Origin of the sequence: Delftia sp. JD2, from assembly GCF_001682645.1 — a bacterium.
Classification (GTDB): Bacteria; Pseudomonadota; Gammaproteobacteria; order Burkholderiales; family Burkholderiaceae_C; genus Comamonas; species Comamonas acidovorans.
This window is the reverse complement of the sequence record NZ_LFJT01000052.1, coordinates 1-13041: the sequence shown is the minus strand read 5'-3', so window position 1 is coordinate 13041 and position 13041 is coordinate 1. Positions and strand designations below refer to the sequence as shown.

Genomic DNA, 13041 nt, shown 5'->3' with positions numbered 1-13041 from the left:
CTGGCAGGCCGGGCGCAGGCCAGGGGCAGGCCTGCCGCAACGCTTCAGTGGGCGTGGCCGTGCGCCGGTGCCTGCGCAGGCCCGCTCGCGGCACTGGCGGCATCCAGCGCCAGGAAGTGGTGGACCACGGGCCGCTCGGGGCCGATATGAAAGCGCAGCGCCTGGGCCTGCAGATCGGCATCGGCCTTGGACACGCGCTGGTGCTGGCGCAGATGCTCGGCCCAGGACTCCACCAGGAACCACTCGATCACCCGGCCCGGCTCGCCCGTGTGCTCGGCAATGCCCCAGGCATAGGCGCCGTCGCGCCGCCGCTCGCGCGCCACATGCTGCATGGCCTCGATGAAGGCTGGCAGGTCGTCGCGGCGCACCTGGTACTCCACCTGGATCATCACCGGGCCACGGTCATGGGCCACGGGTTCGGCCAGCAGCGGCTCGGGCCAGTGGTTGGAGGCCTGCAGGTCCGCCTCGCCCGTGGGCAGCTTGATGCGGTGGAACACCAGCGAGATCGCCACCAGGCCCGCCGCGCCGATCAGCAGCGCCGTGGGAATGCCCACGCCCTGTGCAAACAGCCCCCAGGCCAGGCTGCCGCCCGCCATGGCGCCGTTGAACACCATCAGGTAGATGGCCAGTCCCCGGCCGCGCACCCAGTTGGGCAGCACCGCCTGGGCCACGCCGTTGAGCGTGGTCAGCGCAATGATCCAGCCCAGGCCCAGCACCAGCATCAGCAGCACGGCGGCCCATTGCGGCGGCGCGGTGGACAGCGCGGCCATCACGGCGGCGCTGAGCACGGAGGACAGCAGCACCAGGCCATCGGCATCCAGCCTTTTGCGCAGGCGCGGCAGCAGCAGGGCGCCCAGGATGGCGCCTGCGCCCACGGCGCCCAGCATCACGCCGTAAAAGCCTGCCGAGCCGCCCAGCATGCGCCGCGCCACCAGCGGCAGCAGGGCCCAGACCGAGCTGGCGAAGAGGAAGAACACGGCGGCGCGCAGCAGCACCACATGCAGCTCGCGGCTGGAGCGGGCATAGCGCAGGCCTGCGCGGAAGGCGCCGAAGAACTGCTCGTTCAGGGCCGAGGCCTCGGCCTTGGGGCGCTTCCACCAGACCAGCGCGGCGATCACGAACACATAGCTGGCCACGTCCGCGCCATAGGCCGCCGCCGCGCCGAAGCTGGCCAGCAGCAGGCCGCCAGCCGCAGGGCCCAGGGCGCGTGCGATGTTGATGCCCAGCGAGTTCAGCGCCACCGCGTTCTTGAGGTCGCTACGCGGCACCAGCTCGGGCACGATGGACTGCCAGGTCGGCCCCATCAGCGCCGCGCCTATGCCGCCCACGAAGGTCAGCGCCACCAGGTACTCCACGGTCAGCGTATTGGTGCGGGCCAGCAGCAGCAGGCTGGCGCTGACGGCGGCCAGCAGGATCTGGATGCCGATCAGGAAGCGTCGGCGGTCCAGGATGTCCGACAGCACACCGGCCGGAATCGCCAGCAGGAAGATGGGCAGCGTGGCCGCCGTCTGGATCAGCGCCACGGCGGCCGGGCTGGCCGACAGCTCGGTCACCATCCAGGAGCTGGCCACATCGCGCATGAAGCTGCCGATGTTGCCCAGCACCGTGGCGGCCCACAGCACCGCGAACACGGGCTGGCGCAGCGGCGCGAAGCTGCCGGAGGCAGTGGCTGCGGGCCGGGTCGAATCAGCGGTCATGGCGCTCTCCCAGGTCATGCCAGGCGACGAACAGGAAGCCGCCGACCAGGCCCAGATGCTCGAAGAAGGAATTGGCCGCCATGAAGCGCTCCTGCCCTGCAGGAAGCTCCCAGAAGCGCAGCGCGACGAAGGTGGCCAGCAGCGTGAACGCGGCCAGCGCCAGGGCGCCCAGCCAGCGCAGCCGGCCGGTGATGATCATGGCCGAGGCGCCCAGCTCCAGCGCGATCACCAGGACCGCGAACAGCTGTGCCGGCGACAGGCCGAAGTGGGCCATCTCGCCCAGCGCACCGGGAAAGTCGGTGAGCTTGACCAGGCCGCCCTGCAGATAGGCGGCGCACAGGCCCAGGTAGGCCACCAGGCGCACGGCCTGGCTGCCGAACACCGGGCGTGCGGTGGCCGCAAGGCGGCCGGAGAACGTACTGGCTTGGGTCATGGCGGGTGTCATGCGTGTGGTCCTCAGGCCATCCAGCAGGAGCAGCCCAGCGCGCCGAAGAAGCTCTTGGGGTCGGAGGCCGGCACGTTCGAGGCCCATGCGTCGGCATGGCTGTGGCCGTGCATGCCGCAGCTGGTGCCGCAGCCGCAGGCCGCCGCCAGGCTGCGGTAGCGCGCGGGGTTGAGCGAGTTCCTGCCCGCGCCCTCGGGCTCGCCCCAGGCGCCGTAGCCGCCAAAGCGCCGCACGGGCGACCAGTCGGGCATGGCCGGTGGCAGCGGGTTGTCGTCATGCGGCTGGAAGGGGCCTGCGCCATAGACCACGCGGCCGCCCACCACGGTGAGGTCGGAGGTGAGAAAGGAGATCTCGTCCTCGGGCACGGCGAAGTAGTCCTTGCTGGGCACGATCATGTCGGCCAGCTGGCCCACCTGGATGCGGCCGCGCAGGCCTTCCTCGTTGGAGAACCAGGCCACGTTCTCGGTCCACATGCGCAGCGCGGTCTCGCGGTCCAGCAGGTTGCGCTGGGGGTACATCTGCAGGCCGCCCACGGTCTTGCCCGTCACCATCCACGACAGCGACACCCAGGGGTTGTAGGAGGCCACGCGCGTGGCGTCCGTGCCGGCCGACGTCTTCACGCCGCGCTCCAGGATCTTCTTGACGGGCGGCGTGGCCTCGGTGGCGCGTGCGCCGTAGCGTTCGGTGAAATACTCGCCCTGGTAGGCCATGCGGTGCTGCACGGCCACGCCGCCGCCCAGCGCCGCAATGCGGTCGATGGACTTGTCCGAAATGGTCTCGGCATGGTCGAAGAACCAGTTCAGGCCGTCGATGGGCGTGTCGCGGTGCACCTTCTCGAACACATCGAGCGCGCGCGAGATGGTCTCGTCATAGGTGGCGTGCAGGCGCCACGGCCATTGGTTCTGCACCAGCACGCGCACCACTTCCTCCAGGTCGCCCTCCATGCTGGGCGGCATGTCGGGGCGCGGCTGGCGGAAGTCCTCGAAGTCGGCGGCCGAGTACACCAGCATCTCGCCCGCGCCGTTGTGGCGGAAATAGTCGTTGCCCTGCTTGTACTTCACGCTTTGCGTCCAGTTGAGGAAGTCGGCCTTCTCCTCCTTGGGCTTTTGCGTGAACAGGTTGTAGGCCAGGCGCACGGTGATCTGGTTGGCGTCGCTGAGCTTCTGGATCACGTCGTAGTCGTCGGGGTAGTTCTGAAAGCCCCCGCCCGCATCGATCACGCCGGTCACGCCCAGGCGGTTGAGTTCGCGCATGAAGTGGCGCGTGGAGTTGACCTGGTAGTCCAGCGGCAGCTTGGGGCCCTTGGCCAGCGTGCTGTAGAGGATGGTGGCGTTGGGCTTGGCCAGCAGCAGGCCCGTGGGGTTGCCGTTGGCATCGCGCGTGATCTCGCCGCCTGCAGGCTGGGGAGTGTCGCGGGTGTAGCCCACGGCGCGCAGGGCGGCGGCGTTGAGCAGGGCGCGGTCATACAGGTGCAGCAGGAAGACCGGCGTATCGGGCGCGATGGTGTTGATCTCGTCGATGGTGGGCAGGCGCTTTTCCACGAACTGGTGCTCGGTGAAGCCGCCGACCACGCGCACCCACTGCGGCGCAGGCGTGATGGCCACCTGGCGCTTGAGCATGTCCAGCGCGTCGGCCAGCGAGCGCACGCCGTCCCAGCGCAGCTCCAGGTTGAAGTTCAGGCCGCCGCGGATCACGTGCGTGTGGTTGTCGAACAGGCCAGGCAGCACGCTGCGGCGCTGCAGATCGATGCGGCGCGTGCCGCTGCCGGCCAGGGCCAGCACCTCGGCGTCTGAGCCCACGGCGATGAACCGGCCGTCCTTCACGGCCACGGCGGTGGCGGTGGGCTGGGCCTTGTTCAGCGTGGTGAAGCGGCCGTTGTGGAAGATGACTTCCGGCGTGGAATCGGACATGGAGGCTCCTTGGCGAGCGTTGGTGGTGCAACCCAGCAGTCCACCCATGGCAAGGGTGGCGGCGGAGCCCAGGACTTTTCTGCGCGTGGTCATGGTGCAGTTTTCTTGGAGAGGGGGGGGAGGGGTCAGCCGTGGTGCCGATCGGCATCGGCATCGGCATCGGCGTTCTTGCGGCCGGGCAGCTGGCCCAGCACATGCTCGGTGGCCTGCGTCTTGCTGCAGGCGCTGCGCAGGTCCATGCCCTGCAGCAGGTGCCGGCCCACGGGCACGATCTGCTCGCCGGCCAGGATGCCCAGCAGGCCGACCAGGGCCACCAGCGGCGGTGCGGGCGAGCGCACCTGCAGCAGGCTGTAGGGCCTGTACGTCCTCATTTGGGGTCGCGAAGCTGTATGCCGGCCCGCCAATCAAGGCGCGCGACGCCGTGCGTGTGCTCACACGCACAAGGAGCGCAACGCCGAGTGGCGGGCGGCATGCAGCTTCCCTTCGGGTTGCCCGGCTCCAGGGCCGTCTGCGGCGTTGCACGTGCTTGCAAGGCAGGGGCCTTGCTGCGCACGTGCGCCTTGCATACGACCCTGGAGCCGGGCAACGCGATCCCCAAATGAGGGCGTACAGGCCCTGGCCCACGCCGACCAGCAGGCCGGCCCCAAGGGAAAGTGCATAGAGCTTCATGGCGAGACTCCTTTGGCGGGCCGGCGGCGGCGCTGGTGCTCAGGCCTTGGCGGGGTTCGGGCCCACGGTCTCGCCATGCTGCACGCGCTCGGCCGCCTTGTGCACCATGGTGTAGGCATAGTCCACGCCCATGCCGTAGGCGCCGGAATGCTCGCGCACGATGTCCATCACCGCGTCGTAGGTCTCGCGGCGGGCCCAGTCGCGTTGCCATTCCAGCAGCACCTGCTGCCAGGTCACGGGCACCACGCCGGCCTGCACCATGCGGTCCATGGCGTAGTTGTGCGCGTCCAGCGACGTGCCGCCCGAGGCGTCGGCCACCATGTAGATCTCGTAGTCCGTGTCATGCAGGGCCGACAGGGCGAAGGTGGTGTTGCACACCTCGGTCCACAGGCCGGAGACCACGATCTTCTTGCGGCCGTGGGCGGCGTTCCTGGCCAGTGCGTCCCGCACGTTCTGATCGTCCCAGGAGTTCATGGAGCTGCGCTCCAGCAGTTGGTGCTCGGGGAACACGGCCAGCAGTTCGGGATAGGTGTGGCCGGAGAAGCTGCCCGTCTCCACCGTGGTGATGGTGGCGGGAATGCCGAAGGCCTTGGCCGCCTTGGCCAGGCCCACCACATTGTTCTTGAGCACCTGGCGGTCGATGGACTGCACGCCGAAGGCCATCTGGGGCTGCTGGTCGATGAAGATGATCTGGCTGTTGGCGGGCGTCAGGACTTCGAGGTACTTGCGGTCGGTCATGGTGATCTCCTGTGAGGGGTTGGACGGGGTACGGGAAATGTTTTCTTGGGAAGAGGCGGGCAGGGCGCTTCAGCGCGCCGTGTCGACGAGCACCAGCTCGGTGTCGGCCAGGGCCGTCACACGGAAGCTGTCCACATCGCTGATGGCGGCGCCGTCGCGCTCCTGCAGCGTCACGCCGTCGATCTGCACCGAGCCGCTGGCCGGCACCAGGTAGCCCAGGCGGTCGCGGCCGATGCGGTACTCCGTGCTCTCGCCGGCCTTCAGCGTGGCGCCCAGCACCCGGGCGGCGGTGCGGATGGGCAGGGCGTCCTCGTCGCCGGGCAGGCCGCTGGCCAGGGCCACGAAGCTGCCCGAGCGCTCGCCCTTGGGGAAGGGCTTGGCACCCCAGGACGGGGGCTGCTGGCCGCGCTCGTCGGGCATGATCCAGATCTGGAAGATCCGCGTCGTGTCCTTTTCCTGGTTGTATTCCGAGTGGCGAATGCCGGTGCCTGCGCTCATCACCTGCACATCGCCTGCTTCGGTGCGGCCCTTGTTGCCCAGGCTGTCCTGGTGGGTGATGGCGCCTTCACGGACGTAGGTGATGATTTCCATGTTGGCGTGGGCATGGGGCGGGAAGCCCGTGCCGGCGGCGATGGTGTCGTCGTTCCACACCCGCAGCGCGCCCCAGCCCATGCGGGCCGGATCGTGGTAGCCGGCGAAGGAAAAGTGATGCTTGGCATCGAGCCAGCCGTGGTTGGCACCGCCAAGGGCTTGGAAGGGACGGCGTTCGATCATGGTGTTCTCCTGCTGCGTTGTGTGTTGCGATGGATGAACTTTATGTTTTGCCGATCAAGAAGAGAATAGAAAATATGCAAAGACATCTATTCCAAAACTTTCATGCCAAGACTTCCTGACCTCGAAGCCTGGGCCGTCTTCGCCAAGGTGGCCGAAACGGGCTCCTTCGCCAAGGCCGCCGCCGACCTGGGCGTCTCCCAGCCCACCATCTCCAAGGCCATCACGCGGCTGGAGATGCGGCTCAAGACCAGCCTGTTCCACCGCACCTCGCGGCGCATGTCGCTGACGGCCAGCGGCCAGGCCTCGCTGGAGCGCGCCGCGCGCATCCTGGCCGAGGGCGAGGCCGTGGAGGCTGAGATCAGCGAACAGTCCAAAAGCCTGCGCGGCCCCATCCGCATTGCGGCGCCCATGTCGTTCGGCATCTCGCACCTGGCGCCGGCCGTGCCCGCCTTCATGGCCGAGCACCCGGAAGTCACGCTGGACCTGCACTTCAGCGACGAGCTGATCGACGTCGTGGCCCAGGGCTTCGACATCGCGCTGCGCATCTCCTCGCTGCCCGACTCCAGCCTGCTGGCGCGGCGCCTGTGCACGGTGCGCCTGCTGCTGGTGGGATCACCCGAATACTTCGAGCGCCACGGCCGCCCCTCCCATCCGCGCGATCTGGCGCAGCACCGCGCGCTGCGCTATGTGCACAGCCGCCTGGGCGAGGCCTGGCGCTTCGTGCATGCGCACCGCGGCGAGTTCGCCCAGGTCGTTCCCACGGCCATGCGCGTGAACAATGCCGAGGGCCTGGCGCCGGCCCTGCGCGCCGGGCTGGGCCTGGCCCTGCAGCCCGAGTTCCTGGCCTGGGAAGATTTGCAATCGGGTGCGCTGCAGACCTGCATGGACGATTGGCAGGTGCCCTCCATCGCCCTGCACATCGTCACGCCACCGGGGCGTGCCCGGCCGGCGCGCGTGCAGGCGCTGATCGATTTCCTGGCCGCGCACTTCGCGCTGGCGCCCTGGGCGCGTGAGCCGCAGGCGTAGATCGCAAAAAGGGGAGGGCTTCGGTGGGAGGGCTTCGGCCTCAGCTGGCCCAGGAGGCCGGCAGCAGCTGCAGCAGCACCACCGTCATCACCACATAGCGCAGGAACTTGCCGATGGCCATGTAGAACACGCAGGGCCAGAACGGCAGCCGCAGCCAGCCGGCCACGGCGCACAGCGGATCGCCCACCACGGGCAGCCAGCTCAGCAGGCAGGCCTTGGCGCCCAGGCGGCGCAGCCACACGCGGGCGCGGCGCTCGTGGCGGGACAGGGCGCGGGGCGGCTTGGCCCGCAGATCCTCGGGCAGTCCGGCGCGCCGCCGCTCGCGGGCCGCACGCCAGGCCTTGTGCGCGCCCAGGCCCATCCACCAGCTGATGGCGCCACCCAGCGTATTGCCGGCCGTGGCCACGAAGACCGTTTGCCAGAACAGATCGGGGTTGAGCTGCAGCAGGCCGACCACCGCAGGCTCGGAGCCCAGCGGCAGCAGCGTGGCCGAAATCAGGGCCACGATGAACACGGTGCTGAGGCCGAACTGCGGCAGCGCCAGCCAGCCCAGCAGTTGATGCATCCAGACTTCCATAGGTGCTGTAAGTGTAGGTCTGCGCTGGCTGACGCTTTGTCGGCCTGAAGCTATCGTGAGGCCTGTTCCAGAACCACAAGCACAGGGGGCGTCATGCAGACAGGGCGGATTGCAGGATGGGCGGCATTGGGAATGGCAGCAGCCGGCCTGGCCGGCTGCGCCGCGTTGCAGCCATCGCCAGGCAAGGACACCACCGTGGTGGCACAGGCCGCTGTCCAGGCGCCGCCCGCCCAGGCTGCACCGCCCTCCGCCTGGAGCAAGGCGCTGCAGGCCAAGGGCTGCACCCTGCCGGACCCGGCCGTGGGCGACAGGCTGGAGCAGCTGCAGCGCGAGCTGGAGCCGCTGGGCCTGGAGCCGCGTCTGCAAGGCTGCGTGAGCCTGGCCGGGTCCGAGCCCGGCCCGGCCCTGGTGCTGGACGCCTGGGTGACCGACGGGCGCAAGGCCATGGCCGTGGTGCGCGGCCCGCTGGCCGACGGCGAGGCGCTGGACCTGGGACTGGAGGCTGGGCCGCAGACAGCTGGGCTGCAGGCAGCCGGGCAGCAGAAAGCCGGGCTGCAGAAGGTCGGCCTGCGCCCCATGCCCGACGACCAGGTCTCTCCCGACGTGCAATTCAACCGCCGCTGGTGGCAGGGCCGGCTTGGTGCCTACGGGCTGCAGGCCGTTCCGGGCCAGGTGCGCACCTTCGTGCCCACACCATGAAAACTGCGCACTGTCTTGTTTTCGCTGCTTGGCCGTCTTGACGGCCCGGTTTTAGCCCTGCTGAAAATTTGGGCAGGTACAATCTTGGTCCTTTGTTGCCGCCCGTTTTGTGCTCGGCGCGCGCGTTTTCTCCGGCTTTTCCGATGTCCTCCCCACCCCTGTCCATAGGCCCCCATGCCCTGGCCAATCGCCTGTTCGTCGCCCCCATGGCAGGGGTGACGGATCGGCCGTTCCGCCAGCTGTGCAAGGCCCTGGGTGCGGGCTACGCGGTCAGCGAGATGGTGACATCGCGCAAGGACCTGTGGAACAGCCTCAAGACCTCGCGCCGCGCCAACCATGAAGGCGAGCCCGGCCCCATCGCGGTGCAGATCGCGGGCACGGACGCCGAGATGATGGCCGAGGCCGCGCGCTACAACCTGGACCGCGGCGCCCAGATCATCGACATCAACATGGGCTGCCCGGCCAAGAAGGTCTGCAACAAGTGGGCCGGCTCGGCCCTGATGCAGAACGAGGCCCTGGCCGTGGAGATTGCCCAGGCTGTTGTAGAGGCCTGCGCCCCGCACGGCGTGCCCGTCACGCTGAAGATGCGCACCGGCTGGTGCGACGCGCACAGGAACGCCGTGGTGCTGGCCCGCCGCTTCGAGGAGGTGGGCATACAGATGCTCACCGTGCACGGCCGCACGCGCGAGCAGGGTTACAAGGGCTTTGCCGAGTACGACACCATCGCTGCCGTCAAGGCGGCGGTGCGCGTGCCGGTGGTGGCCAATGGCGACATCACCAGCCCCGAGAAGGCGCGCGACGTGCTCGCCTACACGGGCGCCGATGCCGTGATGATCGGCCGCGCGGCCCAGGGCAGGCCCTGGATCTTCCGCGAGATCGCGCACTTCATGGCCACGGGCGAGCACATGGCCCCGCCGCTGGTGGCCGAACTGCGCCGGCTGCTGCTGGACCACCTGCAGGACCACTACAGCCTGTACGGCGAGGGCACCGGCGTGCGCAGCGCGCGCAAGCACATCGCCTGGTACCTGCGCAGCCTGCCGGGCGGTGAAGCATTCAGACAACACATCAACACCATCGAGGACTGCGCGGTGCAATGGCAGGCCGTGGCCGACTATCTGGACGCCCTGGGCGCACAGATGGACCGGATACCGGCCGCCATCGATGCCGGCGCCACAAGCGCCGAATTCGGAGAGCCCGCAGGAATGACAGTATGAGCAACCAGAACATCGAACAATGCGTGCGTGAAAGCCTGGAGGGGTATTTCCGCGATCTCGACGGCGAAAAGCCCAACGGCATGTACGACATGCTGATCCACCTGGTCGAAAAGCCGCTGCTGGAAGTGGTGATGACCCAGGCCGACAACAACCAGTCCCGCGCTGCCGACTGGCTGGGCCTGAACCGCAACACGCTGCGCAAGAAGCTGCTCGAGCACGACATGCTCTGAGCGGCACGAATCTCCATTTCTTCAAACTCCCTGCACTGACGCCCATGAACGCCCTGCTCTCCGTCTCTGACAAGACCGGTATCGTCGAATTCGCCCAAGGCCTGCACGCCCTGGGCATCAAGCTGCTGTCCACCGGCGGCACCGCCAAGCTGCTGGCCGAGGCCGGCCTGCCCGTGACCGAGGTGGCCGAAGTCACCCAGTTCCCCGAAATGCTGGACGGCCGCGTCAAGACCCTGCACCCCAAGGTCCACGGCGGCCTGCTGGCGCGCCGCGAGCTGCCCGCCCACATGGCGGCCCTCAAGGAGCACGGCATCGACACCATCGACCTGCTGGTGGTGAACCTCTACCCCTTCGAGGCCACCGTGGCCAAGGCCGGCTGCACGCTGGCCGACGCCATCGAGAACATCGACATCGGCGGCCCGGCCATGGTGCGCTCTGCCGCCAAGAACTGGGCCGACGTGGGCGTGATCACCGACGCCGGCCAGTACGAGGCCGTGCTGGGTGAACTCAAGGCCAACGGAAAGCTGTCCGACAAGCTGCGCTTTGCGCTGTCCGTGGCCGCCTTCAACCGCATCGCCCAGTACGACGGCGCCATCAGCGACTACCTGTCCAGCGTGAAGTTCGAGGACGAGAAGCTCTCCGAAGCCTACGTGCCCGAGCGCAGCCCCTTCCCCGGCCAGAGCAACGGCCACTTCACCAAGGTGCAGGACCTGCGCTACGGCGAAAACAGCCACCAGCAGGCCGCCTTGTACCGCGACCTGTATCCGGCTCCCGGCTCCCTGGTAACGGGCGAGCAGCTGCAGGGCAAGGAGCTGTCGTACAACAACATCGCCGACGCCGACGCCGCCTGGGAATGCGTCAAGAGCTTCGAGCAGCCTGCCTGCGTGATCGTCAAGCACGCCAACCCCTGCGGCGTGGCCGTGGGCAAGGACGCGCACGAAGCCTATGCCAAGGCCTTCCAGACCGACCCCACCAGCGCCTTCGGCGGCATCATCGCCTTCAACCGCACGGTGGACAAGGCGGCGGCCGAGGCCGTGGTCAAGCAGTTCGTCGAGGTGCTGATGGCCCCCGACTTCACGGCCGAGGCGCTGGAAATCTTCAAGCCCAAGGTCAATGTGCGCCTCATGAAGATCGCCCTGCCGGCCGGCGGCGAGCGCGCCTGGGACCAGGGCCGCAACGCCATGGACGCCAAGCGCGTCGGCTCGGGCCTGCTGCTGCAGACCGCCGACAACCATGAGCTGGCCCTGGCCGACCTCAAGGTCGTCACCGTCAAGCAGCCTACCCCCGAAGAACTGCAGGACCTGCTGTTCGCCTGGAAGGTCGCCAAGTACGTCAAGAGCAATGCCATCGTGTTCTGCAAGAACGGCATGACCATGGGCGTGGGCGCAGGCCAGATGAGCCGCCTGGACTCGGCACGCATCGCCTCCATCAAGGCCGAAGCCGCCAAGCTGAGTCTGCAGGGCACGGTCGTGGCCAGCGATGCCTTCTTCCCCTTCCGCGACGGCCTGGACGTGGTCGTTGACGCAGGCGCCACCTGCGTGGCCCAGCCCGGCGGCTCCATGCGCGACCAGGAAGTCATTGACGCCGCCAACGAGCGCGGCGTCGCCATGGTCTTCACCGGCGTGCGCCACTTCCGCCACTGATGGCCGGCCAACTGCCTCCTGACGCAGACGACGAGGGCGACGACGCCCCCCACCGGCCCCGCTGGCTGGGCTGGGCGCTCGTGGTCTTCATGCTGCTGGTGGCGCTGGGTGTCTTCAACATCGGCTGGCGCATCATGCGCGGGCCGGCTGTTGCGCCCGTTGCACCTGCTGCTGGCCTGCCGGCAGCTGCCGTGGCGGCAGCTGCAGATCCAAATGCAGGTGCAGGTGCAGGTGCAGGTACAGGTACAGGTACAGGTACAGGTACAGGTACAGGTACAGGTACAGGTACAGGTACAGGTACAGGTACAGATACAGGTACAGATACAGGCCCCCGGCTGCTTGCCGGCAAGGCCCTGGTGGAAGGCAATGACTGCCTGCGCTGCCACGGCCTGGTGCGCCACTACGTGGGCCCGTCCTTCCAGCAGATCGCCGAGCGCTACCGGGCCCGCGAAGATGCCGCCGACTACCTGGCGCGCAAGATCCGCGAGGGCGGGGCCGGCGAATGGGGCCGCGCCATCATGCCGCGCCACCCGCACCTCGATACGGCGCAATCCCTGCAGATGGCGGCCTGGCTGCTGTCCCTCCCCTCTCCCGAGCCCGGGAAGTCCTGACCGTGTCCCGCCTGTTCACCGCCCCTGACGGCCGGCCGCGCTGCCACTGGTGCGCCGCCACGGACAACTACCTGGCCTACCACGACCGTGAATGGGGCTTTCCCGTCACCGACGACCGGCGCCTGTTCGAGAAGCTCAGTCTCGAAGGCTTCCAGTCCGGCCTGAGCTGGCTGACCATCCTCAACAAGCGCGAGAACTTCCGCGCGGCCTTTGCGGGCTTCGACTTCCACCAGGTTGCGCGCTTCACCGAAGACGACGTGCTGCGGCTGCTGGGCGATGCGGGCATCGTGCGGCATCGAGGCAAGATCGAGGCCGTGATCAACAACGCGCAGCGGGCGCTGGAGATGGTGGAGGCGCAAGGCTCGCTGTCGGCCTTCTTCTGGCGCCATGCGCCTGCACCCGTGACCGGTGGCGGCGCGCCCGTGTCCGAGACGGCCGAGTCCCGGGCGCTGTCCAAGGAGCTGAAGAAGCTCGGGTGGAAGTTCGTGGGGCCTACGACTGTCTACTCGTTCATGCAGGCCATGGGGTTGGTCAATGACCATGCTTTGGGGTGTGTGGTGAGGGGTGAGGTGGAGCGGGCGCGGGGGGCGTTTCTGCTTGGTGCTTGAGCTGAGGTCTGGTTTTTGACCCTGCCGGGTGGTTGTTTTTCGAGGCCGGGTTTCGGCCCGGCGGCCGACCTCCTTTTCTTTGATTCGTCAAAGAAAAGGAGGCAAAAGAAAGACGACCCGAATGTCCGCGACCCCTTCGCTGCGCTGCGGGGCAACCTGCGTCGGGCCGCCTGCGGGGTTCGCCGCAGAACTCACTGCGC

Annotated in this window: 14 protein-coding genes; 7 read left to right on the top strand and 7 right to left on the bottom strand. The window is 68.3% G+C overall.

From position 1 onward, the window contains the following. Positions 1-44 precede the first annotated feature (44 nt). From ACM14_RS23030 to ACM14_RS23005, 6 genes are all read right to left on the bottom strand, one after another. Positions 45-1697, bottom strand: coding sequence for an MFS transporter (locus ACM14_RS23030; RefSeq protein ID WP_065347420.1), 1653 nt, complete (start codon positions 1695-1697; stop codon positions 45-47). Continuing rightward, positions 1687-2142: a DoxX family protein gene (locus ACM14_RS23025; protein WP_065347399.1), complete on the bottom strand. Its 456-nt coding sequence runs from the start codon at positions 2140-2142 to the stop codon at positions 1687-1689. The genes ACM14_RS23030 and ACM14_RS23025 overlap by 11 nt, the downstream gene beginning before the upstream one ends. Before the next feature lie 11 nt (positions 2143-2153). Next, positions 2154-4052 carry an amidohydrolase gene (locus ACM14_RS23020; RefSeq protein WP_065347398.1) on the bottom strand — a complete coding sequence of 633 codons (1899 nt, stop codon included), beginning with the start codon at positions 4050-4052 and terminating at the stop codon, positions 2154-2156. A 125-nt stretch (positions 4053-4177) separates the two neighbouring features. Continuing rightward, positions 4178-4423 (bottom strand): XapX domain-containing protein, encoded by a 246-nt coding sequence (locus tag ACM14_RS23015; RefSeq protein ID WP_065347397.1) that lies wholly within the window; start codon positions 4421-4423, stop codon positions 4178-4180. Positions 4424-4760: 337 nt separating this feature from the next. Next, positions 4761-5459: a hydrolase gene (locus ACM14_RS23010; protein ID WP_065347396.1), complete on the bottom strand. Its 699-nt coding sequence runs from the start codon at positions 5457-5459 to the stop codon at positions 4761-4763. A gap of 69 nt (positions 5460-5528) precedes the next feature. Continuing rightward, positions 5529-6233, bottom strand: a complete 705-nt coding sequence (locus ACM14_RS23005; protein WP_012203489.1) for a pirin family protein — start codon at positions 6231-6233, stop codon at positions 5529-5531. Between the two features lie 102 nt (positions 6234-6335). Here ACM14_RS23005 and ACM14_RS23000 point away from each other — a divergent pair, with 102 nt between their 5' ends. Then, positions 6336-7259: a LysR family transcriptional regulator gene (locus ACM14_RS23000; protein WP_065347395.1), complete on the top strand. Its 924-nt coding sequence runs from the start codon at positions 6336-6338 to the stop codon at positions 7257-7259. Positions 7260-7299: 40 nt separating this feature from the next. On the opposite strand, the gene ACM14_RS22995 is transcribed toward ACM14_RS23000, so the two are convergent. Beyond that, on the bottom strand, positions 7300-7824 hold the full coding sequence (locus ACM14_RS22995) for a YqaA family protein (RefSeq protein ID WP_013804040.1): 525 nt from the start codon (positions 7822-7824) through the stop codon (positions 7300-7302). 105 nt (positions 7825-7929) lie between these two features. On the opposite strand from ACM14_RS22995, the gene ACM14_RS22990 reads away from it, so the two are divergent. The 6 genes from ACM14_RS22990 (at position 7930) to ACM14_RS22965 (ending at position 12841) form a co-directional block, all read left to right on the top strand. After that, the gene (locus ACM14_RS22990; protein ID WP_065347394.1) at positions 7930-8535 is read left to right on the top strand and encodes a hypothetical protein; all 606 of its coding nucleotides are present in this window, start codon (positions 7930-7932) and stop codon (positions 8533-8535) included. A 143-nt stretch (positions 8536-8678) separates the two neighbouring features. Continuing rightward, a complete protein-coding gene (gene dusB, locus ACM14_RS22985) occupies positions 8679-9749 on the top strand; it encodes a tRNA dihydrouridine synthase DusB (protein ID WP_013804038.1) in 1071 nt (356 codons plus the stop codon). Further along, on the top strand, positions 9746-9979 hold the full coding sequence (locus ACM14_RS22980; RefSeq protein WP_013804037.1) for a Fis family transcriptional regulator: 234 nt from the start codon (positions 9746-9748) through the stop codon (positions 9977-9979). The genes dusB and ACM14_RS22980 overlap by 4 nt, the downstream gene beginning before the upstream one ends. 44 nt (positions 9980-10023) lie before the next feature. Next, on the top strand, positions 10024-11622 hold the full coding sequence (gene purH / locus ACM14_RS22975; RefSeq protein WP_013804036.1) for a bifunctional phosphoribosylaminoimidazolecarboxamide formyltransferase/IMP cyclohydrolase: 1599 nt from the start codon (positions 10024-10026) through the stop codon (positions 11620-11622). Then, positions 11622-12233, top strand: coding sequence for a c-type cytochrome (locus ACM14_RS22970; protein ID WP_065347393.1), 612 nt, complete (start codon positions 11622-11624; stop codon positions 12231-12233). The genes purH and ACM14_RS22970 overlap by 1 nt, the downstream gene beginning before the upstream one ends. A gap of 2 nt (positions 12234-12235) precedes the next feature. Continuing rightward, positions 12236-12841 (top strand): DNA-3-methyladenine glycosylase I, encoded by a 606-nt coding sequence (locus ACM14_RS22965; RefSeq protein ID WP_065347392.1) that lies wholly within the window; start codon positions 12236-12238, stop codon positions 12839-12841. Positions 12842-13041: the final 200 nt, after the last annotated feature.

Coding starts and splice junctions, on each gene's coding strand:
- ACM14_RS23030 (WP_065347420.1), bottom strand. CDS start 1,697: ATGACCGCTGATTCGACCCGGCCCGCAGCCACTGCCTCCGGCAGCTTC.
- ACM14_RS23025 (WP_065347399.1), bottom strand. CDS start 2,142: ATGACACCCGCCATGACCCAAGCCAGTACGTTCTCCGGCCGCCTTGCG.
- ACM14_RS23020 (WP_065347398.1), bottom strand. CDS start 4,052: ATGTCCGATTCCACGCCGGAAGTCATCTTCCACAACGGCCGCTTCACC.
- ACM14_RS23015 (WP_065347397.1), bottom strand. CDS start 4,423: ATGAGGACGTACAGGCCCTACAGCCTGCTGCAGGTGCGCTCGCCCGCA.
- ACM14_RS23010 (WP_065347396.1), bottom strand. CDS start 5,459: ATGACCGACCGCAAGTACCTCGAAGTCCTGACGCCCGCCAACAGCCAG.
- ACM14_RS23005 (WP_012203489.1), bottom strand. CDS start 6,233: ATGATCGAACGCCGTCCCTTCCAAGCCCTTGGCGGTGCCAACCACGGC.
- ACM14_RS23000 (WP_065347395.1), top strand. CDS start 6,336: ATGCCAAGACTTCCTGACCTCGAAGCCTGGGCCGTCTTCGCCAAGGTG.
- ACM14_RS22995 (WP_013804040.1), bottom strand. CDS start 7,824: ATGCATCAACTGCTGGGCTGGCTGGCGCTGCCGCAGTTCGGCCTCAGC.
- ACM14_RS22990 (WP_065347394.1), top strand. CDS start 7,930: ATGCAGACAGGGCGGATTGCAGGATGGGCGGCATTGGGAATGGCAGCA.
- dusB (WP_013804038.1), top strand. CDS start 8,679: ATGTCCTCCCCACCCCTGTCCATAGGCCCCCATGCCCTGGCCAATCGC.
- ACM14_RS22980 (WP_013804037.1), top strand. CDS start 9,746: ATGAGCAACCAGAACATCGAACAATGCGTGCGTGAAAGCCTGGAGGGG.
- purH (WP_013804036.1), top strand. CDS start 10,024: ATGAACGCCCTGCTCTCCGTCTCTGACAAGACCGGTATCGTCGAATTC.
- ACM14_RS22970 (WP_065347393.1), top strand. CDS start 11,622: ATGGCCGGCCAACTGCCTCCTGACGCAGACGACGAGGGCGACGACGCC.